Origin of the sequence: Bacillus sp. DX3.1, from assembly GCF_030292155.1 — a bacterium.
Taxonomy (GTDB): Bacteria; Bacillota; Bacilli; order Bacillales; family Bacillaceae_G; genus Bacillus_A.
In genome coordinates, this window is record NZ_CP128153.1 from 3,135,672 (window position 1) to 3,157,269 (window position 21,598).

General features: G+C 35.0%; 26 protein-coding genes and 2 pseudogenes. 7 read left to right on the top strand and 21 right to left on the bottom strand.

Translation table 11 applies throughout. From position 1 onward, the window contains the following. Window positions 1-232: 232 nt before the first annotated feature. The 3 genes and pseudogenes from QRE67_RS15535 to QRE67_RS15545 form a co-directional block, all read right to left on the bottom strand. Complete coding sequence (locus tag QRE67_RS15535) at window positions 233-607, bottom strand: DUF3888 domain-containing protein (RefSeq protein WP_286121063.1); 375 nt, start codon at window positions 605-607, stop codon at window positions 233-235. Between the two features lie 158 nt (window positions 608-765). Next, window positions 766-1,263 (bottom strand): annotated as a pseudogene (locus tag QRE67_RS15540) (transposase); the annotation flags it as partial. A gap of 152 nt (window positions 1,264-1,415) precedes the next feature. After that, window positions 1,416-1,838: an Lrp/AsnC family transcriptional regulator gene (locus QRE67_RS15545; protein WP_286121064.1), complete on the bottom strand. Its 423-nt coding sequence runs from the start codon at window positions 1,836-1,838 to the stop codon at window positions 1,416-1,418. Window positions 1,839-1,994: 156 nt separating this feature from the next. On the opposite strand from QRE67_RS15545, the gene QRE67_RS15550 reads away from it, so the two are divergent. The 3 genes from QRE67_RS15550 to QRE67_RS15560 all read left to right on the top strand — a co-directional run bounded on the left by QRE67_RS15550 (window position 1,995) and on the right by QRE67_RS15560 (window position 3,742). After that, window positions 1,995-2,195 (top strand): DUF1272 domain-containing protein, encoded by a 201-nt coding sequence (locus QRE67_RS15550; protein WP_286121066.1) that lies wholly within the window; start codon window positions 1,995-1,997, stop codon window positions 2,193-2,195. Between the two features lie 127 nt (window positions 2,196-2,322). Beyond that, window positions 2,323-2,880 carry a cysteine hydrolase family protein gene (locus tag QRE67_RS15555; protein ID WP_286121068.1) on the top strand — a complete coding sequence of 186 codons (558 nt, stop codon included), beginning with the start codon at window positions 2,323-2,325 and terminating at the stop codon, window positions 2,878-2,880. 439 nt (window positions 2,881-3,319) lie between these two features. Beyond that, window positions 3,320-3,742, top strand: coding sequence for a YfmQ family protein (locus QRE67_RS15560; RefSeq protein WP_286121069.1), 423 nt, complete (start codon window positions 3,320-3,322; stop codon window positions 3,740-3,742). A 240-nt stretch (window positions 3,743-3,982) separates the two neighbouring features. Here the strand turns inward: QRE67_RS15560 and yeiL are convergent, their stop codons facing one another. Continuing rightward, window positions 3,983-4,675 (bottom strand): transcriptional regulator YeiL, encoded by a 693-nt coding sequence (yeiL, locus tag QRE67_RS15565; RefSeq protein ID WP_286121071.1) that lies wholly within the window; start codon window positions 4,673-4,675, stop codon window positions 3,983-3,985. Window positions 4,676-4,808: 133 nt separating this feature from the next. Here yeiL and QRE67_RS15570 point away from each other — a divergent pair, with 133 nt between their 5' ends. Continuing rightward, window positions 4,809-5,231, top strand: coding sequence for a DMT family transporter (locus QRE67_RS15570; protein WP_286121072.1), 423 nt, complete (start codon window positions 4,809-4,811; stop codon window positions 5,229-5,231). 14 nt (window positions 5,232-5,245) lie between these two features. Beyond that, window positions 5,246-5,692 (top strand): DMT family transporter, encoded by a 447-nt coding sequence (locus QRE67_RS15575; protein ID WP_286125298.1) that lies wholly within the window; start codon window positions 5,246-5,248, stop codon window positions 5,690-5,692. A 168-nt stretch (window positions 5,693-5,860) separates the two neighbouring features. Here the strand turns inward: QRE67_RS15575 and QRE67_RS15580 are convergent, their stop codons facing one another. The 14 genes from QRE67_RS15580 to QRE67_RS15645 form a co-directional block, all read right to left on the bottom strand. Continuing rightward, window positions 5,861-6,607 carry a hypothetical protein gene (locus tag QRE67_RS15580; RefSeq protein ID WP_286121073.1) on the bottom strand — a complete coding sequence of 249 codons (747 nt, stop codon included), beginning with the start codon at window positions 6,605-6,607 and terminating at the stop codon, window positions 5,861-5,863. Window positions 6,608-6,619: 12 nt separating this feature from the next. After that, complete coding sequence (locus QRE67_RS15585; RefSeq protein WP_286121074.1) at window positions 6,620-7,228, bottom strand: DUF58 domain-containing protein; 609 nt, start codon at window positions 7,226-7,228, stop codon at window positions 6,620-6,622. Beyond that, on the bottom strand, window positions 7,165-7,665 hold the full coding sequence (locus tag QRE67_RS15590; protein ID WP_286121076.1) for a hypothetical protein: 501 nt from the start codon (window positions 7,663-7,665) through the stop codon (window positions 7,165-7,167). Before QRE67_RS15590 ends, QRE67_RS15585 begins: the two co-directional genes overlap by 64 nt. Further along, the gene (locus QRE67_RS15595; protein WP_286121077.1) at window positions 7,662-8,591 is read right to left on the bottom strand and encodes an AAA family ATPase; all 930 of its coding nucleotides are present in this window, start codon (window positions 8,589-8,591) and stop codon (window positions 7,662-7,664) included. The genes QRE67_RS15590 and QRE67_RS15595 overlap by 4 nt, the downstream gene beginning before the upstream one ends. Before the next feature lie 195 nt (window positions 8,592-8,786). After that, a complete protein-coding gene (gene arsC, locus QRE67_RS15600) occupies window positions 8,787-9,209 on the bottom strand; it encodes an arsenate reductase (thioredoxin) (protein WP_286121078.1) in 423 nt (140 codons plus the stop codon). 27 nt (window positions 9,210-9,236) lie between these two features. Continuing rightward, window positions 9,237-10,277, bottom strand: coding sequence for an ACR3 family arsenite efflux transporter (arsB, locus tag QRE67_RS15605; RefSeq protein WP_286121079.1), 1,041 nt, complete (start codon window positions 10,275-10,277; stop codon window positions 9,237-9,239). A 258-nt stretch (window positions 10,278-10,535) separates the two neighbouring features. Further along, on the bottom strand, window positions 10,536-10,931 hold the full coding sequence (locus tag QRE67_RS15610) for an ArsI/CadI family heavy metal resistance metalloenzyme (protein WP_286121080.1): 396 nt from the start codon (window positions 10,929-10,931) through the stop codon (window positions 10,536-10,538). 63 nt (window positions 10,932-10,994) lie between these two features. Next, complete coding sequence (gene arsR, locus QRE67_RS15615) at window positions 10,995-11,300, bottom strand: arsenical resistance operon transcriptional regulator ArsR (RefSeq protein ID WP_286121081.1); 306 nt, start codon at window positions 11,298-11,300, stop codon at window positions 10,995-10,997. Between the two features lie 182 nt (window positions 11,301-11,482). After that, complete coding sequence (locus QRE67_RS15620; RefSeq protein ID WP_286121082.1) at window positions 11,483-12,379, bottom strand: pentapeptide repeat-containing protein; 897 nt, start codon at window positions 12,377-12,379, stop codon at window positions 11,483-11,485. A gap of 527 nt (window positions 12,380-12,906) precedes the next feature. Next, window positions 12,907-13,842, bottom strand: a complete 936-nt coding sequence (locus QRE67_RS15625) for a metal ABC transporter substrate-binding protein (protein ID WP_286121083.1) — start codon at window positions 13,840-13,842, stop codon at window positions 12,907-12,909. 18 nt (window positions 13,843-13,860) lie between these two features. Then, entirely contained in the window at window positions 13,861-14,727 is an 867-nt protein-coding gene (locus QRE67_RS15630; RefSeq protein ID WP_286121084.1) for a metal ABC transporter permease, read from the bottom strand. Continuing rightward, on the bottom strand, window positions 14,724-15,473 hold the full coding sequence (locus tag QRE67_RS15635) for a metal ABC transporter ATP-binding protein (RefSeq protein ID WP_286121085.1): 750 nt from the start codon (window positions 15,471-15,473) through the stop codon (window positions 14,724-14,726). Before QRE67_RS15635 ends, QRE67_RS15630 begins: the two co-directional genes overlap by 4 nt. Before the next feature lie 977 nt (window positions 15,474-16,450). Then, window positions 16,451-17,110 carry a bacillithiol biosynthesis deacetylase BshB2 gene (bshB2, locus tag QRE67_RS15640; protein WP_286121087.1) on the bottom strand — a complete coding sequence of 220 codons (660 nt, stop codon included), beginning with the start codon at window positions 17,108-17,110 and terminating at the stop codon, window positions 16,451-16,453. A 15-nt stretch (window positions 17,111-17,125) separates the two neighbouring features. Further along, a complete protein-coding gene (locus tag QRE67_RS15645) occupies window positions 17,126-17,476 on the bottom strand; it encodes a YojF family protein (RefSeq protein ID WP_286121088.1) in 351 nt (116 codons plus the stop codon). 240 nt (window positions 17,477-17,716) lie between these two features. Between QRE67_RS15645 and QRE67_RS15650 the strand changes: the two genes are divergently transcribed. Continuing rightward, window positions 17,717-19,042, top strand: coding sequence for an ArsB/NhaD family transporter (locus QRE67_RS15650; protein ID WP_286125299.1), 1,326 nt, complete (start codon window positions 17,717-17,719; stop codon window positions 19,040-19,042). Window positions 19,043-19,075: 33 nt separating this feature from the next. On the opposite strand, the gene QRE67_RS15655 is transcribed toward QRE67_RS15650, so the two are convergent. Together QRE67_RS15655 and QRE67_RS15660 are read right to left on the bottom strand one after the other, a co-directional pair. Continuing rightward, complete coding sequence (locus QRE67_RS15655; RefSeq protein WP_286121089.1) at window positions 19,076-19,306, bottom strand: hypothetical protein; 231 nt, start codon at window positions 19,304-19,306, stop codon at window positions 19,076-19,078. A gap of 271 nt (window positions 19,307-19,577) precedes the next feature. Then, window positions 19,578-19,988: a VOC family protein gene (locus QRE67_RS15660; protein WP_286121090.1), complete on the bottom strand. Its 411-nt coding sequence runs from the start codon at window positions 19,986-19,988 to the stop codon at window positions 19,578-19,580. A gap of 391 nt (window positions 19,989-20,379) precedes the next feature. Here QRE67_RS15660 and QRE67_RS15665 point away from each other — a divergent pair. Continuing rightward, window positions 20,380-20,796 (top strand): annotated as a pseudogene (locus QRE67_RS15665) (DUF817 family protein); the annotation flags it as partial. A gap of 48 nt (window positions 20,797-20,844) precedes the next feature. On the opposite strand, the gene narI reads toward QRE67_RS15665, so the two are convergent. Further along, entirely contained in the window at window positions 20,845-21,540 is a 696-nt protein-coding gene (gene narI, locus QRE67_RS15670) for a respiratory nitrate reductase subunit gamma (RefSeq protein WP_286121091.1), read from the bottom strand. Window positions 21,541-21,598 lie beyond the last annotated feature (58 nt).

Consider the following 21,598-nt stretch of genomic DNA (forward strand, 5'->3'; position numbering starts at 1 on the left):
AGATTCCACGAAGACGCTTTTTATAAAAAAGTTTGATTATTTTCTACCTTTGTTGTTCAACAATCGCGCTCGTTTGTTGAATAAATACTTTTTTGTAATTTGGCCAGTAATTCTTTGTATCTAACAAAAAAGTCTTTTATAGATACGACAGCAAAATAAGAGGATACTTCTAAATTACCTAATGGAACTTCATCATAAACTAAACTAATATTTAATTCTTTTTGAGGTGAAATTACCCTTTGATTTCAGTTACAGTAACTCCTTCTGTTTTTACATCAAAAGTTATAGTAACAGGACCTTCTGGTGGATTATGTGGACCTGTATAAGTGTCATATTCAACTTTCACTATAAAATCAAATTGAGAAAATCCACCAGATACTCGTGTAACCTCTAATATTTCTGCATTCCATAATCCATAACTACGATTTGGATATTTTTTATTAATTGTTTCTTTGGCATAAGGGTCTAATAATACTAAAAAAGCATCATAAAAATCAGTGTGTTTTTCTCCAACTCTGGTTTTCTTAGTTTCAGCGGTTCCTTGATTCGGTAAAATTAATCCTAAAACTGACAATGTTATAATAAAAGCGATGAAACTGTATTTCATACTATTAGGCTACCTCCTTTTTTATCAGGTAGCCTTTCCACTTGATAAAATAATATGTGTTAATCGATAAATTAAAATGTAACCTGTATTAGGGGTAGCACCACATTTTGACGTAAAACCCACTCTAAGACATTTATTGGTAATAAAATAATGCGTTTTATTACCCTAAGCCGTTTACTGCGTTCTTTATAGGTAATTTGCTTTTTATGTTCTTTAGATGCTAAATCCTTTTGTCTACGTTTCATTTGCGTTTCAGTTAATTTATACAGAATTAGTCTTGTAGGAAGTTTTTGATACATTTCAATATAAATCTCAGGAATTTCATATGTTTCACCTGACTGTAATTGGTCAATGAATTGCTCCATATCTAATTAGATGTACTCAGTGTGCTTCTTTATGGTTCCATTTTGAAAGTATCCAGGCTCTTTATTCTTCTGATATATACGTGTATTGAGCTTTAACCTTGAAATAAAATAAGCATTACACTCTTCTATAGTATGTAAGTCTTTTAAGTCGAAGTATCCTAAATCACGTATATATACATCGTTCGATTGAAGAGACGTTACACAAGTAGAAGCATAAGTTTTATCATTGTGCTTTCCTGATCCTACATGAACATGTAGAAACTGACCACTTAGTAAATCATACTCTAGTTCATCAAAAATTGATAAGTTCATATCAAAAACGCCATCCTTTCCTATGATTCTACAGAAAGAATAGCGTATTTTTTTCATTTTAGGGAATTTTTTCTTTGTTAGCTTGATAGCGATGTGGCAGAATCTCTTAAATAGCTTCGAAGAACTCTTTTCTAAAAAATACATTTATATTTTACTGGTGATGATAAGTTAATTAAAGTTGATGGATAGCCAAACTCCATTGAAGCATCTATAAATTCTTCTAAATGTTGCACCGATTCTGTGACTATTTTCACCAAATAACTATATTGTCCAGCTAATCTGTGGCACTCAAAGACCATCGGATTTTCTTTACAAAAACTTCTGAATTGTTGGCATTTTTTTGATTCAAATAAAACAAAAGCCGTTACATTCTTATTTAATTTCTCTGGGTTTATAACTGCCCTATAGGCTGTAATAATATTTTTATCCTCTAATTTTTTCACTCTTTCTTTTACAGCAGGTGTTGATAAGTTCACCATTTTTCCTAGTTCAGTCATAGATATACGTCCATCTTCTTGAAGAATATGTAAAATTTCTCGATCAATATGGTCCATTCTAAACACCCCTTTAAATTTAAAGCAAAACGCTTATAATGAATAATTTTTTTAAGTCTTTTGGATGAAATAGCTAATAATTTGTATTTAAACAAAATTATATTATATTTATAATTTTATGTATATAATGAAAAACATGTTATGGGAGGAATAAAAATGGGACTTGAGATGAGGAAATGTTGTGAGCAATGTAGTAATAAGATTGAAGAGCAATCTTTGGCGTTTATTTGTACACATGAATGTACATTTTGTGAGGAGTGTACAAAATTAATGAATTATGTTTGTCCTAATTGTCAAGGAGAACTTGTCAAAAGACCTAGACCCCTATCTAGTAGTGTCTGCTCTCTTAACATATAACAATACTACTTATTAGGTTTGTAGCGAAATAGGTTCAAAAGATAAAAGGGGGCGATATTATGATTATTAAAATGAAGAAAGATATGGAGAACATATATATAAATCATAACATAAAGGAGTTTTTATATTGAACCAAGCTTTGCTTATTATTGATGTCCAACAAGAATTAGTTGATGGTAATAACGAAACTAAAAATGTGCTTAATAAAGAGGCATTGTTAGATAACGTTAATTTGGTTATTAATAAAGCACTAGAATCACATGCTTTGATTATCTTTGTGAGGGATAAAGATGTTGCTGATGGCAAAGGTCCAGGTTTTCAGATACACCCGAAAGTAAAAGTGCCAACCAATGCAAAAATATTTGATAAAGTAGCTACAAATGCGTTTTATGGTACACCATTAATGGATTTTTTAAAGGAAAACGAGATCGAACATCTTGTTATCATGGGATGTAAAACAGAACACTGTATTGACACAGCGGTGAGAACTGCAACGGTGAATCATTTTGATGTTACTTTAGTTGGGGATGGTCATTCAACGACAGATTCTTCAATCCTATCTGCTGAAAAGATAATAAGTCATCATAATGAAATACTTCATGGTCATTATAATGTTGACAATTTTTCTGTTGTTCGGATCAGCCAAGAGGATCTGTTTCAACCAATTCATAACAATTACCGATAAATCACTATTCACTCTGTTAAATTGAGAATCTGAAAAAAATTATTGATCTATAGCAATCGGGCGTGATTATGGGAGAACCCAAACCACATTTAAACGACTGTTTTATTATATTTTTAATATAGAATTATATTACACCAAAAACTAAACAAGTTTATTTTAACCCCGCTCTAATTTTAGGACGGGGTTATGCGTATTTAAGACATTAAAATAAAATACATTTATTTTAACTTTACATTTAATGGTTTATTTCTTAGATAGAAATTTCGTTTTGGGGACAATTCAAAATGTAAGCTTGATGGACATGTGGCGGAACCCCGATTTACCGTTGACACTTCCTCATAACTTGATCAAGTTTCACATAATGTACAAAAATTAACTAATTGCACTATGATAATATTAGTTATGTAATGATATTATTTTAGAACGGAGATGATAAAATATGACGACCTGGTTAATACTTTCGTTGATTCTTATGGGTTGTATTAAAATAATAGTGACGTGTCTTCCAACCTCTGTTGTGGAGTCGTTTGCCAGCAAATTTGAATTGCATCCAAAGCTTAATGACGCGACTGTCACTGTAACCATCGACGGAAAACGCTTGGAAGGTGAAGATAAAATTCAAGTTATTAATCATTTTAACCAAGCGCTATTTTTAGAGCGATATTATTTCCCTCCAAATAGCAGTGGGACTCCATTGGTCATTGATACTAAGAGGGGCAAAAACGATGTTAGGTTTTCTGTGTACAGTTACAACGATCACGTTGATGTAGTCAAACAGTACAAGAAGAAAGTAGTCGCGTATAGTCTGCGTTCCAAAAGCCTTCAACAACGTTCTATGTTAGTAACGGGGGATGTAGTTTAAAAGGATCGTCAAAGAGACGGTCTTTTTTCACTTATCATTATAAATACTGATAAGTGAATTTAAAAATAATTCCTAAGCTAGATTATTACCGTGAATATGTGAAATGATATCTATCTTCTATTTCATTACATCCCCACTATTCTCAAAGACTTGAAATAAACCTGTGTTTTTCAAAAAAAATCCTAGTCAACAAGAAAAGGCATCCATATAACTTATCAAATTAGAGCTATACATCTAGCTTTATTTGTAAACATCCGCCGCAAGCTCATTTAAAAACCGCATGTCCATTACCTCAAAGTACCCGTTGTTCTTTTTTATTACCCCTTTATCACAAAGAATATTTAATGTTCGTAGTAAATGTCGGTAGCTTGTCCCTAACAGCTCCGATGTTTCAGTTAAATTCCCATTAAATATAATCTTTTTTTCTTTATGAATAACACTTTCTCCTGTTGCAAGAATATAGCTCGCTAATCTGTTTTCGAGAGGATAAAGTAAGTTAATTGAACTATTTTTTGAAAGTCTGTTTAATTTTTCAGCTAAAGAATCACAAATACACCTTAAAAATGTCGCATCATGAAGCAATTGCACTCTAACCTTTTCTAAAGGTATACCAATACAATATGAATCTTCCATTACCTGAACATTTGAAGATGTTTTTTGAGAATGAATCAATTCTACATCTCCTAACACTTGCAATCCGTCATAGAAACATAATAATAAGGATTTGCCATTACTTAATGTGTTATATGCCTTTGCTTTTCCCTCTACAAAGAAATAAAGATAATGAATTTCTTCATTCTCCTTACAAATATGCTCATTCTTTTTAAAGAGTAATAGTTCCATACATGATTTCATGTCGTTACTAAAAAATGCCCCAATATTATTCTGGTTAACATACTCATCTAACTTTTTAGAATTATACAGCTTTTTCATATATCTCCCTACCTCACCTTTGTGTCCCTTTACAATTATAAATAAGATTTCTTTCTCTCACTATGACATATGTCATAGTGATTCACAATTCAATCATGATACATTACATGTAAAAATGTAAGGGGAAAATGCTATGTACAACTTACTGTCTGTCCTTATAGGGGCTTTTATTGCCATTATGATTCCATTGAATGGCATCTTATCTGAGATTACGGGGAACTATACATCTAGCGTTATGATTCATATTGTTGGGTTAATTGCCATTATCATTGTTTTACTTATAAGTAAATCTAAACTTCGTATCCAACAAGGAATTCCTCTCTATCTTTATAGTGCAGGAGCTATTGGAGTTTTTACTGTACTGTTTAGTAATATAAGCTTCACTTCCCTTGGTGTCTCTATCACGATCGCTTTAGGTTTACTTGGGCAATCTGTTTCATCAATTATCATTGATCATTTCGGCTTATTAGGCATGAAGATTGTGAAATTTGAAAAGAAAAAAATCATTGGATTACTACTGATTTCTTCAGGAATCGGTGTAATGACTATTTTTTAATGGAGGACGAAATGATGCTATATATTTGTATTGCCATTTTAGTTGGGGTTTCCATTGTAGTCGCAAGAATTATTAACGCTAACTTAGCAGCTAAAATTGGTATTTTTCAAGGTACGCTTTTTAACTATATTACTGGACTATTTTTTTCTTTATTGTTTTTAATCTTTAGTAATGAATCTCTTCATATATCAACTTCAACATTGCAATCTATACCATTTGTAGTTTACTTAGGAGGTTTAGCAGGTGTAATTGTAATTGTATTATCAAACTATATCACTCCTAAAGTTTCATCTTTCTATTTAACATTGTTGATTTTTGTAGGACAATTATTTATGGGAGTTGCAATTGATTTTTTCACGTCAAACGATGTATCTATCGGTAAAATAATCGGTGGATTTCTAGTATTACTTGGTCTCACTTACAATTTAATGATAGATAAAACATACGAACCTATAAAGTAAAATTTTAAGCAGTGGGGGGTTTCTTCATCCCCACTGCTTATTAGCCCTCACCAATCGGGGTTTTACTGCCCGCGAATAGCGGGATAACTGCAAAACGAATCATTTTTTAACTATTCATAGGAAGGACTATATGCTCTTTTTATGGAAGTACATAAAAGCAAAAAGAGCTCATTTTTCATGAACTCTTTTTTCATTTTCTTTTATCCACCGCTGCATAATCTGCAGTTCGTCGCTTGAAACAGCTAACTCCCCATACCGCACTTTTTCATATATAGTAATAATGTCATCGTTTTTTTGTATACGAGAGAACCATTGTTGCATCGTCTCATAAATGCGCCGTTTCGCGAATGTTGGTAATGTACGTTCCCAGTTTACTAGCATTGCTCTCACTTCATCAGCTGGGAGGGGCGGAATATAATTGGTATCCTGGACATCTTCTTCAGATTCTTGTATTTCCATCTTTTCAGTAAGTTGTATGTTCGGTAATTGTTTCTTTTTTTGCATACGGCGGAAGACTAGAAATAGGATGATGGTTAACATCAATACAACCCCAAAAATCGTCAGTTGATTATTTTTTATAATCAGTGTGAAATTTTCTATTGCTTCTTTTAACTTTTGTATCACTGTTTTCTTATTACCATCAAATTTCCCCTTTTTAATTTTGTATTTATTTTTATCTTCACTAAAGTCCCACTTTCCTTTACGTGTAGGTTCCAATTCCGTAAGTTCACCACCACCCTTTGAAGGGGGAGGTGGTTCTTTATACGTTCTATTCTCCTTCTTTTCCTGTAAATGTTCTCCTATTTTTTCCTTTGTAAAAAAAACACCAATTGTTATTCCTATCGCTGCCACTAAACACAGTCCAATGACTATGAAACAAAATAAAATACGTTGTCCCTGCTTATTTTTTTCCATGCTCCCCTTCCTTTATTTCATGATTTGGACCCATCCCTTTTGTTTTTCTGGGGGATATCCAACAATCAGTGGAATACACCCTGCCGCTTGTTTTCGAAAACCAGTTTGATAGAAAAAATGTGAATTCAGCGGTGCATCCTTTTCTGTTAAAGAGGATAAGAGATCCATTGCTTTATAAAGTTGTTTCCGGTGTGTTCCTCCCGTTAAATGTATGACACCTTGTTCACGTATCCCGTTTATCCAAAGCTCAAAAGAGCAATCTTGTGAAATGAGTTGTCGGCAGACCCCTGCTGTTACTTGAATTAAATATTCCATATCAGGACGAAGTGTATAGCCTGTTTTACCTGATATATTCAAATACACTGCATAGCGGTCTCCTTGTGTATATTCATATTTTTTCGCACTGATGACACCTGTTTTTGCAGTAGCACCCCAGTGAATCGAACGAAATGACTCCCCTTCATATGCCTTCACACCAATAATTTTCGTTTCATCATATAACGGAGAGATGGCCGCTGGACGAAATCCATGTTTCCAGCTTGTCATTTCTGGTATTATTACTTTGGACATTTGAGGAAGAATATGAAACAATCGGAAATAATTAGCTCTGCGTCTCGCCATCCATGAACGCCTCTGCCCTTTGCAATACCTGTTAGCGTTATTGTTGTCATCCCTTTCCCCTCTATTTGCAAGGGGATTTGGTATAAGTTATGGGAGCGTTGCACTTCCAGCTCGCCCCTCCATAACAGGTGTTCATCAGAACGAAACTGCAGAGACATGTTGAAGATTGGAAAATGCGCTGGATTGATAACCTGCACCTCACAATTTCCTGTTTCTTCAATAAACAAACGCTCCTGTTCTTGAGAAATTTCCCACTTCACCCGCTTTACAGCTCTCATATACATATGTAAAAATCCCATTAGGAACAGATAAAGCAAAAAAACTACAAATATCAGGAACTGATTCGTAAAGATAACGATTACCAAATTAAGAACTCCCACACCTATCATGACAAATGGTTCCACGATAGGATGTTTCCTTACAATCATTCCATTCATACGCTCTCCACTGGCACGGATACTTGTTCCAAAATTTTTTTCATTACCCCTACTTTTGTTGTTTTCATATCACCTTCAATTGTAAGTGTAAGCCGATGTGCACAAACTGGGGTTGCTAACACTTTTAAATCATCAGGAGTTGTATATTCCCTACCTTTTAATAATGCTCGTGCTTGTGCCGCCCTCATAAATGCTAGAGAACCACGTGGACTCACCCCAATCTCTACAAGCTCATGATTACGTGTTGCCTCTACAATATCCAACAAGTACTCTTCCACTTCATCTTGCATATGGATTTTCTTCGCTTGTTCTTGCAGATTTAATATATCTACAAGAGAAACAACACTTTGTAATAATTGAAGCGGGTTCTGCTCTTTAAATCGTTGGAGCATTTCTTTTTCATGTCTACGATTAGGATATCCTTGCCGAATTGTCAGCAGAAAGCGATCCAACTGCGCATCTGGGAGTGGAAAAGTTCCCGCTGATTCTAAAGGGTTTTGTGTAGCCAATACGATAAACGGATTTGGTAATTGATGCGTTTCTCCTGCAATCGTTACTGTTCGTTCTTCCATCACCTCCAACAATGCTGATTGTGTACGAGGAACCGCTCGATTGATTTCATCTACAAGAACAAGATTAGCAAAAATCGGACCTTTTCTCGTTTTGAAATCACTCTCTTTCATATCAAAATATTCTAATCCTACGACATCTCCAGGCAATGTATCAGAAGTAAACTGCACACGTTGAAATTCTCCATCTATACTTTTCGCAAGGGTTTTGGCAAGCGTTGTTTTCCCTGTTCCGGGCACATCTTCTAATAACACGTGTCCGTTTGCCACTAATGCAATCATGGCTAAATCAATTACCTCTTCTTTCCCTACAATCACTTTTGAAACATTTTCTTTAATCTGATTTAATATAGACATGATAGAAACCTCCTACTCTTTATAATTAGATTATTCTGACTTTTAAAGGTATTGTATCACCTCTTCTGCGTTTTAGTAACCATGAAATACCATTTGTAATTTCTAAATTGTAGGTTCTTTCTTGTAAGCTCGAGCAAATTAAAAAAGCCGATTTCCTACAAAAGGAACTATCGGCTTTTCTTACATCAAATTGTTTTATTCACCTGTTTCCGCAAATTTCGTAATACGGTTCCCAATCTCGTCACGAACACGTTGGAAAACAGCCCACCTCTCATCTTCTGTTCCTTCAACTTTGGCCGAATCATCAAATCCCCAGTGGACTCGCTCTTTGTTTTTGGGAGTTGCTGGGCATACATCATTTGCATGACCACACAGTGTAACAACTAAGTCTGCACGCTTAAGAATATCTTGATTAATGATATCAGATGTCTGATTTGTAATATCAATATTTACTTCTTTCATTGCCTTTACAGCTTTTGGGTTTACACCATGCGCTTCAATACCAGCTGAGTATACATCCCAGCCCTCACCTAAAATCTTTTTTCCCCATCCTTCAGCCATTTGGCTGCGGCAAGAGTTTCCTGTACATAAGAAGTAAATCATTTTTTTGTTTGTCATGTGATCGAACCACCTTTATGTTTTAATTTAAAGTTTTTGATTTTGAAAATATTTACGCTGAAACCATAGCGCTACATTTACAAGTGCTATCATAACTGGCACCTCTACTAAAGGACCGATAACAGCTGCAAATGCGATGCCAGAATGAATGCCAAATACACCGACAGCTACTGCAATCGCTAACTCAAAATTATTACTACCAGCTGTAAAAGCGAGTGTTGTTGTAACTGGATAACCAGCACCTAATTTTTTTCCTAAGAAGAAAGAAACAAAGAACATGACAATAAAGTAAATGAGCAACGGAATCGCAATTCGAACAACATCTAGTGGTAAGTTAACTACCATTTCCCCTTTTAAAGAGAACATAACAACAATCGTAAATAGTAGTGCAATTAATGTGATCGGACTAATCTTTGGAATGAATACTTTTTCATACCATTCCCTACCTTTTGTTTTTACAAATATATATCGCGTTATCATTCCAGCAATAAACGGAATCCCCAAATAAATGAATACGGATTTTGCGACTTCCAGCATTGTAATACTTACAACAGCACCTTCGATTCCTAACCAATCCGGAATCACTGTAACAAACACATACGCATACACAGAGAAAAATAATACTTGGAAGACCGAATTAAAAGCAACCAGCCCAGCAGCGTATTCTGTATCTCCTTTTGCAAGATCGTTCCATACAATGACCATCGCAATGCAACGAGCTAATCCAATAATAATAAGACCAACCATATATTCTGGTTTATCTCCTAAAAAAATAATGGCAAGAAGAAACATTAGTATGGGACCAATAATCCAATTTTGAATAAGAGATAATAGTAGTATTTTTGTATCCTTAAAAACACGCCCCATTTCCTCATAACGGACTTTCGCTAGTGGAGGATACATCATAAGAATCAAACCAATAGCAAGCGGAACAGAAGTTGTTCCGACTTGGAAACTATTTATGCCATCTATAAAACTTGGAAAGATGAAGCTTAATGTAATTCCCACTATCATCGCTAAAAAGATCCAGAGTGTTAAATATCTATCAAGGAAAGATAATCGTTTCATTTTGTTCTCCTTTTTGTTTTAACAACATGAAGTTGGATTTACAACCTTTTCACTATGATCTATACAACAACTATATAAATCCATTTTGATTTTCGACATATAGCCGCGGCTATGGATAACAAAAGGTGACCTGCACTCGTTTTCTTTCTTTGTTTTCACTATGTCTGGGCAGAAAAAGGATCTGACCACTTCTATGCATAGCCGGATGCTCTCTCTCACCTAAAAAGAAGGGTTTTATGTCGGTTTTTTAATTTGTATTTATATAGAAGATTCTACTTTATGAATCTCACTGTTAGCCTTCGTGTAGAAAAACTCCCATTCATTACCATTAGGGTCTGTCACCCAAAACTTATCTTGCACAGCGTAGCAACAAGTCGTATCCATTTCTTCACGGGCAAAGAACCCTTCTTTTTCTAAGCGTTCTTTATGTAACAATATTTCTTCTTGAGTCTCTACCTGAAAGCCAAAATGGTTTACTTGATTTCCTTTCACTTCATCTCTTACGTTTAGCGTAAAATTTAAGCCTGGTTTTTCTAGTAAAAATTTTGCATAATCCTCTTTTACTTTGACAGGCGTTACTCCAAATACTTTTGTGTAAAACTCAATTGATTTTTCAAGATGAGTTACATTAATACCTACATGTACATATTTCATAATTTATTTCTCCCTTTCTCCATTTTTATTAATCAAAAAAAATTGATTTAAAAGATAAAAAAACTAGCAGCAACTGCCTTTGCCAGTTTTTCTAAACACGCAACAAAGTTCTTCTGACAATAACTTATTTACTTCATCATCATTTAAATCATAATAGCTCCACGTTCCCTTTGTTTCTTTTACAATGAGATTCGCATCAAGCAATATTTTTAAGTGATAAGACAATTTAGACTGTGTCATTCCAAATACTTCTGTTAAATCACACACACATGTCTGCCCTCGTTGACATAATTCATACATAATTTCTAATCTCTTTTGATCTGCGAGAGCTTTAAATTTTTTTTCATATTGTTCAAAATTTGGTTTCATTATGCCGAATCCTTTCATCAACTTTTTTTGATATTTCTATTATATGTACAGCTACCTAATAAATGCAATCAATAAATCAATTTTTTTTGATTTTAAAAAGCAATTAGCGTATTTTTATCTCGCTATTCGCAGGCAGTAAAAATCCAATCTCTCATTTATAACACAGAGAAATTGGGATTCTTTTAATTTATTTTATTTGTTCTTTTGCTCAAAGCAGACCAGTGTGTTGGACGAGAAAGCAAGTGAGGTAATTTTGTGTGTGCATCGCCCTTCGCCGAGTTAATCTGAACTTGGGTGAGAAAGATACGCTCTGCGAAATCTGCTCCTCTAAGGTCGGCATCTCGTAAATCAGCACCGATAAGGTCAGCCGCTCTCAAATCGGCGCCTCGGAGGTCAGCAGCAATCAGGTATGCTCCTCTTAAATTGGCTCCTCTGAGATCTGCTCCTCTAAGATTTGCACCCATAAGATCTGCTCCTCGATGGTCAATTCTCTTGCTTTTTTGGGAATTCTTATGCTGGCGACGTGCCTCCGTCCACACTAGCTCGCTTGTCCTTAAAAGTAAAGCGTTTACATCTGACCGGTGTGATGGAACGTCTAGCTCCATGAGTGAATCGGGACTAAGTTGAGAAAGTCGTTCCGTCTCGTCAAGGACAAAGCTAAGCTCTCTATGAATCGGACGAGACGCTTCCAACGTTAGAGCTTCGGTCAGATACCAGAGCATCTCATGCAGTTGTTGCATAATTGGGAACACATTGTACATTTTCTTCGCCTTTTCTGGACCTTCACGCCAGTCGATTCCTCCGAAAGTAACTTGGGAAACCTTTTGCCCCGCGCCGAAGCATTCAAAAACGGTACATCCTTTAAACCCCTGTTGTCTGAGGCCTTTATGAATACTGCAACGAAAGTCCGATTGCAGATTGGGGCAGGGCTTGCCAGCATCTTTATCAATTGCAAAATCTACTGAAGCTGCGAAAGGTAGTGCAACACAACACAAGCCGAAGCAGTTCTCGCAGTCAGCATGCAGACTGTTACGACTAATGTCACGTTTTGGATTTGGATAATCATGGTTCTCAAACAATATGTGCACATCCTTTGTTTTCGTATTACTTATATAATTTAATATACAGGTAATTATACAGGATTAACAGTTTGTTTGTTGCTTCACTTGTGTTAAAAAGCGTCTTCCAGTTCACTAATACTATCACTGAATAATTTCACAGTAAACTTCAGGTTATATTTAGGAAATAGTTTTAGAAAAGATGCTTTTAGATAATTACTTTAATTCCCCCCGCAGCGTTAGCACAATACGAAAAATCAAAATCTCTTTTTTATAAACGATACATTCTTTCCAATATATAAATCTATTTTGATTTTTCGACATATAAGCCGCGACTATGGATAACAAAAGGTGACCTGCACTCGTTTTCTCTCTTTGTTTTCACTATGTCTGGGCAGGGAAAGGATCTGACCGCTTCTATGCATGGCCGGATTCTCTCTCCCACCTAAAAAGAAGGGTTTTATGTCGGTTTTTTAATTTGTATTTATATACATTTATGTTTATAACAAAAACAAGCGCAAAATATGCGCTTGTTTTTTTGTATTATATTATTTTTGCAATCCATTAATAATCATATCCGTATTCCACTTCATCATTTTCAAATAAGTATCACCATCTTCCCCTTGTTGTCCAAGTGAGTCTGTAAAGATTGTACCAGCAATCGGTACTCCTGTTTCTTTTGATACTGTTTCCATACTACGCTTATCTACACTTGTTTCTACAAATAATGAGGGAATTTTATTAGATTGAATGAGACTAACCACATCGCGAATTTGATTTGGCGTTCCTTGGTTTTCTGAATTAATTTCCCATATATATCCCGTTTTTACTCCATACGCTTTACCAAAGTACTTAAAGGCACCTTCGCTTGATATTAAGAATCGTTTTTCTTCCGGAATTTGATTGATTTTACTAATTATTTCTTCATGAAGCTGCTTTAATTGTTCTGTGTATTTCTTCGCATTTTCAGTATAATATTCTTTATTTTTGGGGTCCTCTTTAATTAATGCTTTTTTTACATTGTCAGCATACGTAATCCCATTTTGAATATTCATCCACGCATGTGGATCTGGTTCTTTTTCTAACCCTTTTGTTTCTAAATAAATTGGTTCAACACCCTCACTTACTTTATAAACTGGTGCATCTTTCCCTGATTTATCAGAGGTCTTTAATAGTTTTTTAAACCAAGAGTTTCCTTCCTCTAAATTTAATCCATTATAGAAAATTACATCTGCATCTGTCATTTTCATAACATCTTTAGGAAGTGGGTCATATTCATGTGGGTTTTCACCGATTGCAACGAGACTATGAATCTCAACTTTGTCTCCACCTATGTTTTTGACCATATCATAAATAATGGAGTAAGTCGTAACAATGTGAAGTTTACCTTCCTTATCTCCCTTACCATTTGTACTACTAGAACATGCCGTTAAAGCAAACACACAAATACAAAGTATAGAAACCAAAACATTTTTCAATTTCATTCTTATCCTCCAATCTATTTAAGACAATTTTGCTTTATTTTTTCTAATTTTTAATGACTTCCAAAACAAACCTTGGGACGGTGAGAAAAAGAATGCCAATGCAAACAGGAACGCTGCGACAAGAACGATTGTTGCACCTGAAGCGAGATTGTATGTAAAACTAAAATATAATCCAACTACAGCTGAAAGTGCACCAATACCAGCGGCTAAATAAATCATCACCCATAAACGATTTGTTAGCAGATACGCAGTTGCGGCTGGTGTAATTAACATTGCCACAACAAGAATAATCCCTACCGTTTGAAGAGATGCTACTGTAACCATTGTAAGAAGAACCATTAAACCATAATGGATTAACTTATTAGGTAACCCATAGCTTTGTGCCATTGTTGGATCAAAAGTCGATACAAGCAGTTCTTTGTAGAATAAGTAGACAAGACTTATAATGACAATCCCAATGATCAATGTCATCCACATATCAGATGAACGAACAGATAAAACATTTCCAAATAATATATGGTACAAATCTGCACTACTTTTCATAAAGGTAATTAGGATAATCCCTACCGCAAATACGGACGTAAACATAATTCCAATCGCCATATCATGTTTAATCCGGCTATTTTGACTAACAAATCCGATTCCAATTGCGGTTATAACGCCCGTCACAACCGCACCTATGAAATAATTCACACCCATCATATAAGAGATAGCTACTCCGGGAAGGACTGCGTGTGAAATAGCATCCCCCATTAATGCCATTCCTCGTAAAATGATGAAACATCCAATTACACCGCAGATGACTCCCACCATAATAGAAGTTAATAATGCCTTCTGTAGAAAACCGTATTGCATGAGTGCATCTATAAATTCTAAAATCCTCATGATGAATGTACCTCCCCTGGACTATTAAAAAACATTCCGTGGTTCACATATGCTTTTGAAATAACAGTAGGTTCTAGTACTTGTTGTACTTCCCCGTAATGAATGAGGCGCTGATTTAATAAAAGCAACTCATCAAAATAAGCTTCTGCTTTACTCAAATCATGATGAACAACGATAATTGTTTTCCCTTCCTTACGCAATTCTCTCAGAATCTGAATAATCATTTCTTCACTTGTCACATCGATCCCAACAAACGGTTCATCTAAAAAGAAAATTTCTGCTTTTTGCGCGAGAGCTCTCGCCAAAAATACCCGTTGCTGCTGTCCACCTGAAAGTTCACCAATTTGGCGGTTTTTAAAGCTTTCCATACCAACTTTATGCAGACATTCAACAGCCCAATCTCGGTGTTCTTTTTTTGGCCTTTTAAGCATTCCTAGGGATGGATAGGTACCGATTAGCACGACATCTAAAACAGTAATTGGGAAATCCCAGTCAATATCGCTTCTTTGTGGTACATATGCAGCAAACTTCCTAGCGTTACGAATACTCTCTCCAAGAATACGAATATGTCCTTTATCGTTTGGTATTAAATCTAGAACCGCTTTCATTAATGTAGATTTACCTGCCCCATTTGGGCCAATAATTCCGACAAGCTTTCCTTTCTCTATACAGAAAGAAACATTTTGTATTACTTGATTCCCTTGATAAGAAACAAATAATTCATTCACAACTAAGGCTTCATTCATTTTTCATATGCACTCCTCTCTATTTTTGCTATAGGTTAATTATTTTGCATTAATGCAACTTTTTAACAAAAAAATATATCATCATTTTATACCTATAAAATAAACATATCTTTTTTTGCGTTAACGCAACTTTTTTATACGAGTCAAATTATATAAGCTTAGCGCAAATTTGTAAACTTATTTTTATTAGTCTACTAACGTAAGGTGAAAATTCATTCCAATTATATGAATTAAAAAACAAACATTTTGGATGTCTACACTCGAGACCTCTCAACCAATATAAAAAGGTTGGACAATCCTGCGGGAACACGGTTTGAATAATAGCAAATGTTTTTTAGTGGGAGGATAATAATTACTCTAAGAGAAAATATAAGGCATCTAATTTTACATTTTATGCTACTATCACTTGAAAGGGGATTGTATTTTGAAATTTAAAATACTATATAAATCCATTTTTATTTTTCGACATATAAGCCGCGGCTATGGATAACAAAAGGTGACCTGCACTCATTTTCTCTCTTTGTTTTCACTATGTCTGGGCAGGAAAAGGTTCTGACCGCTTCTATGCATGGCCGGATGCTCTCTCCCGCCTAAAAAGAAGGGTTTTATGTCAGTTTTTTAATTTGTATTTATATAGGCACGTCATTTTTATTGAGTTTATCAATTGTAAATGAGCATTTTTAGTTTATATAGACTGTAAGCTATTTGATACTTTAATTATGGATGTAGAAGATAAATAACCGTACACATCTTCATATGAATAATCCATAAAAATTATCCCCTCTTTTCAAGATTCGCTGTAGTATATGTGGCATATGATTAAGAAGTGCCTATTTATAAGAAAAAGAGATGCCCATACGTTGGCATCTCTTTTTTATGTATAACATGCTAGAAGGTGAATGACCCCTCCTTAACACTTTTACAAGTTGTTTGAAGAAGGGGACTTCTGTTGGAGTACTGTTAAAACTTCTAGCCCATTAAAATTTATATGTCCAAAACTGTTCAACTTGTAACCATTTTAATGTTGCTGCATCTTTGTTTTGCAGTTTTACTTGTGTTTCTTCAAGCATTGCTTCTGTTTGTGAACGGTGTGCACGCAGTGCATCTAGCTTTTGTTCGAACACTTCACTTACATTATTCACAACATCCGGTTCACCTAATACTTCTTCACGATTTTTCGTAATTGCAACCGCATGAATAACAGGGCGTGATTCTTTTGGCATACGTGAAACCGCACGAACTGTTGCACGACCAAATGCATCATGATCTGGATGAACGCCATGTTCTGGATAGAATGTAATGATTCGTGACGGATTCACATCACGAATAATCGCTTCAATTTTGTCTGCGACAAAATCTACATCTTCAAATTCTAACGTTTTATCATGGAAGCCAAGCATACGTAAATCTTCAATGCCCATCGCTTCACAAGCGTCTATTAATTCTTTCTTACGGATATTTGGAATCGTTTCGCGATTAGCGAAAACTTTTTTCCCCATATTACGTCCCATTTGGCCAAGTGTTCCGCACGCGTACGTAACAGGTATTCCTTGTTTTCTTAATAAACTAATTGTTCCTCCCGCTGCAAATGATTCGTCATCTGGATGCGGAAATACAACAAGTACATGTCTTTCCATACTGTCCTCTCCTTCTTACGCAAATGGCGTTAAGCTTAATTCAAGCGCTACTGCTAGACGCCCTTTGTCATCATGTCCTGCTAGTAATAGACGATCTTTCTCGTCTCTTTCCCAGTGCGTAACGCCTTCAGCATATACCCAGCCATGATCCATTTTCAAACCAATTCGGTATGGGTTCGTTCCTGTAATTTTCCCGCGTTCAAAACGAATGATTGCATTTCGAATAAATGCTCCTACCGTCATCATTTTTTCATTAAAGTGTGAAGCATATGCTCCGTTCGTTGTTTCTAAATGAATATATACATCTTTATTTACAAAACGTTCAATTTCATTTTGGATAACAGAAGTATCTTTGATTATTTCCATCGGATTTCACCTCTTTAAAACAGTTTACGCAAAAATAATGAGAATTGCTATCTCTATAATAGAGGACAATGCTTACTTTGCATAATTATTTGCCTTTATTTTCAATTTGGTATGTGAAATTTATACCTCCTCCTCATTTTTTCAAATCATTTTCTTTCTCTTTTTGAATTTGCTACAATAGAGCTTATGCGGAGGGATATTTTTCGACAATTTAATACATATTTTAAAGAAGGTGACATGTTGGAACATTCAGCACATGAAGTAGCAAATTGGCATTATTATTTTGCAATCGCCGTATTTTTAATCACATACGGATTTATTATTTCTGAGAAATTGAACCGTGCTGTTATTGCACTGTTCGGTGCTGCCATTATGATTATTTTTGGAATCGTAGACTTACATACTGCCTTTACATCACATATCCAATGGGAAACCATTACCCTGTTAATTGGAATGATGATTCTCGTACATATTACGAGTCAATCCGGTGTATTCGAATATGTAGCTATCAAAGCAGCAAAAGCAGCAGGTGGAAAACCAATTCGCATTTTATTATTTTTATCCCTTTTAACCGCCGTCGGTTCCGCATTTTTAGATAACGTAACAACCGTTTTATTAATCGTTCCTGTTACATTATCAATTACTCGTATCTTAAAAGTACAACCGGTTCCATATTTGATTTCTGAAGTACTGTTTTCAAACATCGGTGGTACCGCAACGTTGATTGGTGATCCTCCAAATATTATGATTGGATCAGCAAATAAACATCTTGATTTCAATGCATTTTTACTGAATTTAGCACCAATTGTAGTCGTTATTTCAGCTGTTACATTAGGCATTATTTATTTCATGTATCGAAAAAAATTAAAAACAACATCTGAGCAAATTGCTACACTTATGGCACTAAATGAAAAAGATTACATTCGTGATCGTAGCTTATTGGTAAAGTCCCTGTCGATTTTAGGATTAACGATTGTCGGTTTTGTTCTTCATTCCGTCATCCATGTTGATGCGGCAGTTATTGCGATGACTGGTGCTACAATACTTATGTTAATTGGTGTGAAACAACACGAATTAGAAGATGTTTTTGCTCACGTAGAATGGGTAACTATTTTCTTCTTTGCTGGATTATTCATTCTTGTTGGTGGGCTCATTGACATCGGTCTTATTTCATCAATGGCAAAAGAAGTGATTGATGTTACAAATGGAGATATCGGCTATGCGGCTATTTTAATCTTATGGGTATCAGGTGTAGCATCAGCTACCATTGATAACATTCCATTTGTCGCAACGATGATTCCACTTATTCAAGATTTAGCATCTGGGCTCGGTCTCTCTGTCGATTCCCCGCAAATAGAAGTACTCTGGTGGGCATTATCACTTGGTGCTTGCTTAGGCGGAAACGGCACGCTAATTGGCGCATCTGCTAACGTTGTTGTCGCTGGAATTGCAAGCCGTGAAGGTCACGGGTTTTCATACTTAGATTTCTTAAAAATTGGATTACCTTTAACAGTTATCGCATTATTATTATCACATGCGTATATATATTTGCGTTACTTACTATAAAAAAGGTTTGCAGCACCATGCTGCAAACCTTTTTTACATCCAAAATATCCCGATAATCGCAAGAGCCCCTAAAATAATCCCACCGATTTCACCAATAATTTTGGGTGTCAATTCAAATCCTTTCCTCACCTCGACAACTTGCTTTTCATGACGAAGTTGTTGTACTTCTGCTTGTAATTGATGCATGCTGCCGTGAAGTTCTTTGACCATTTCTTTTAACTCTACCAGTTCCTCCGCTGCAGGCTTTGATTTTTCTAAATTCATTTGAAACGACTCCTTTTACATAACGAGATTATTATTGATTTTCAGATAGAATGCCCTTTCATTTATACGTACTCATTTTAGAAACTACACTATATCACCAAGCTCACACTCTATATGCTGTAAAAATTCGACAACAATTGCTCCTTGTCCTGCAATTATATGTAGATTAGTGAATGTATTTAATTTTGGTCTTATAAACACAAATACCACCATTCAAGTTTTTAGAACGGTGGTATTTGTGTTTATCCTTATTTATTCAAAATTGAAGGAGTTAGCCTTTTGCAAGACTCAATTGCCATGAAACACCAAATTTATCTCCAACCCAACAAAATTTTTCACTAAATGGATAAGCTGCTAATGGCATGAGAACTGTCCCATCTTGTGATAGCTTCTCAAAAACTCGCTCTATTTCTTCTTCTGTATCACATGTTACATACAATGATATTGCAGGAGTAAATGTAAATCCATGCTTAACGCTACTATCTATACACATAAATTCTTGCCCATTAAGTGAAAATGTAGCGTGTAACACAGTCCCTTCCACACCTTCTTCGTTCGCTCCATAACGAGTTATACTAATTATTTCTGATTTGTCAAATATAGAAATGTAATGATTCATTGCCTCCTCAGCCTGGCCAGAGAACATTAAAAATGTAGTAATTTTTTGATTTGAATTTCCCACTTAAAACCACTCCTTTTATCAACTGTATGTACAACGTAAAATTACCATATTGGCAAGAGCGAACACATGTTCCTATTAATTATCTCCAAAGATATTCACATTGTCAACTCATTTAATTTTATCGTATTATTAATAGCAAAAAAACAATGTTCATTCCACTCCTTATGCACCATTATTATCCTTTTTATCAAGTGTTATATCTTCATTTTTTTGAAAGACAATCTATTTCTTTATACTTTTTTAAATTATAAAAAACATTTCAAGAAAAACCTTCCTCCCCTTACAAATACAGCAAAAATATAGTGATTTTTAGTTTTAAAAAGTTTATATTATAGTGGGCTTCCGTCATACTTTTCAAAAAAATGAACTTTATCATTTGAAAGGAGAAACAATGAAATATGTACGACAATTACTTTACTTTAGCTATCAACAAGCCTTATCTTGTATTTTCCCTGTAGCTATTTTTATAACGCTCGCCCTTTCAAAAATCATTCATATTCCCGGATTATATCGCTATGATTTCATTTTACTTGTCTGTCTTCTCATACAGTATGCAATGTATAAAACAGGCATGGAAACAAAAGATGAACTCAAGGTGATTGCGGTTTTTCATCTCATTGGACTACTACTAGAAATATATAAAGTATACTTCGGTTCTTGGGCCTATCCAGAACAAGCATGGACAAAAATTTTCGGTGTTCCGCTTTATAGCGGTTTTATGTACGCGAGTGTTGCGAGTTACATATGTCAAGCTTGGCGAAGACTGCATTTACAAATGCATAGTTGGCCGAATGCAATGTGGACAATACAAAAAGTTGGCTTTAGCATAGAAATCCTATTCTATTTTATAGATTCTTTATTGCCTGCTATTTTTATATCCATTACGAGATCGATATTGCTGAGGTGCCCGTGCCGGATAGCGTCCAGGAAAACTGAACATATGTATCAGTTGTGTAAAGGGAATGGACGCAAATAAGATGAAGGAAAAAATAACATGAACTTTAAAAAGCAATGGTACCGATAACATTAAATCAAACTGAGGTTGGAGTGTAAATAAACTTCTGAACCATGGACCGATTGATGTGCGGTATTCATAAGCCACAACGGTTGTGTTATAAATTAATGTCATATATGTTCCTAATCCAGCAATAATGATTAACATCACAATCACAAAATAGTCTCCGAATGTTGTATGTACACGAACTTTTGGAAATGATATTTTACGAATTATCATGACAACCAATCCAAATAAAACCATAAGTCCAGCAAATCCACCACCTGCAATAGCCAAAAAATGATACGTATGATCTGTAACACCTAACGCATCATATACACCTTTCGGAATTAAGACTCCCATTACATGTCCAACAAGAGCAAAAAGAATTCCAAAGTGGAAACTTACTGAGCCTAACCTTAACCACTTTTTCTCAAAGATTTCTGTTGATGGCGCATACCAGGTCATCCTTCGAAATACAAACCGGTAAATAGAACCTAATACGAGAATTGTACCTGAAATATAAGGAAAAATAACCCACCAAAAATTCTCTTCCATGTCTGACCTCCTTAGTAGATCATCAGTGTACTTTCATTCATTTTATCCCGCTATTTGC

Excerpts from the sequence above, each read along its gene's own strand:
- QRE67_RS15595 (WP_286121077.1), bottom strand. The coding sequence starts at position 8,591 with ATGTCTATATTAAATCAGATTAAAGAAAATGTTTCAAAAGTGATTGTA.
- arsB (WP_286121079.1), bottom strand. The coding sequence starts at position 10,277 with ATGAAACGATTATCTTTCCTTGATAGATATTTAACACTCTGGATCTTT.
- narI (WP_286121091.1), bottom strand. The coding sequence starts at position 21,540 with ATGGAAGAGAATTTTTGGTGGGTTATTTTTCCTTATATTTCAGGTACA.
- QRE67_RS15610 (WP_286121080.1), bottom strand. The coding sequence starts at position 10,931 with ATGAAATATGTACATGTAGGTATTAATGTAACTCATCTTGAAAAATCA.
- QRE67_RS15550 (WP_286121066.1), top strand. The coding sequence starts at position 1,995 with ATGGGACTTGAGATGAGGAAATGTTGTGAGCAATGTAGTAATAAGATT.
- QRE67_RS15630 (WP_286121084.1), bottom strand. The coding sequence starts at position 14,727 with ATGAGGATTTTAGAATTTATAGATGCACTCATGCAATACGGTTTTCTA.
- yeiL (WP_286121071.1), bottom strand. The coding sequence starts at position 4,675 with ATGAAAAAGCTGTATAATTCTAAAAAGTTAGATGAGTATGTTAACCAG.
- QRE67_RS15575 (WP_286125298.1), top strand. The coding sequence starts at position 5,246 with ATGCTATATATTTGTATTGCCATTTTAGTTGGGGTTTCCATTGTAGTC.
- bshB2 (WP_286121087.1), bottom strand. The coding sequence starts at position 17,110 with ATGGAAAGACATGTACTTGTTGTATTTCCGCATCCAGATGACGAATCA.
- QRE67_RS15560 (WP_286121069.1), top strand. The coding sequence starts at position 3,320 with ATGACGACCTGGTTAATACTTTCGTTGATTCTTATGGGTTGTATTAAA.
- QRE67_RS15625 (WP_286121083.1), bottom strand. The coding sequence starts at position 13,842 with ATGAAATTGAAAAATGTTTTGGTTTCTATACTTTGTATTTGTGTGTTT.
- QRE67_RS15570 (WP_286121072.1), top strand. The coding sequence starts at position 4,809 with ATGTACAACTTACTGTCTGTCCTTATAGGGGCTTTTATTGCCATTATG.
- QRE67_RS15635 (WP_286121085.1), bottom strand. The coding sequence starts at position 15,473 with ATGAATGAAGCCTTAGTTGTGAATGAATTATTTGTTTCTTATCAAGGG.
- QRE67_RS15535 (WP_286121063.1), bottom strand. The coding sequence starts at position 607 with ATGAAATACAGTTTCATCGCTTTTATTATAACATTGTCAGTTTTAGGA.
- arsC (WP_286121078.1), bottom strand. The coding sequence starts at position 9,209 with ATGACAAACAAAAAAATGATTTACTTCTTATGTACAGGAAACTCTTGC.
- QRE67_RS15545 (WP_286121064.1), bottom strand. The coding sequence starts at position 1,838 with ATGGACCATATTGATCGAGAAATTTTACATATTCTTCAAGAAGATGGA.
- QRE67_RS15655 (WP_286121089.1), bottom strand. The coding sequence starts at position 19,306 with ATGAATTTAGAAAAATCAAAGCCTGCAGCGGAGGAACTGGTAGAGTTA.
- arsR (WP_286121081.1), bottom strand. The coding sequence starts at position 11,300 with ATGAAACCAAATTTTGAACAATATGAAAAAAAATTTAAAGCTCTCGCA.
- QRE67_RS15585 (WP_286121074.1), bottom strand. The coding sequence starts at position 7,228 with ATGGCGAGACGCAGAGCTAATTATTTCCGATTGTTTCATATTCTTCCT.
- QRE67_RS15645 (WP_286121088.1), bottom strand. The coding sequence starts at position 17,476 with ATGGAAATAATCAAAGATACTTCTGTTATCCAAAATGAAATTGAACGT.
- QRE67_RS15590 (WP_286121076.1), bottom strand. The coding sequence starts at position 7,665 with ATGAATGGAATGATTGTAAGGAAACATCCTATCGTGGAACCATTTGTC.
- QRE67_RS15580 (WP_286121073.1), bottom strand. The coding sequence starts at position 6,607 with ATGGAAAAAAATAAGCAGGGACAACGTATTTTATTTTGTTTCATAGTC.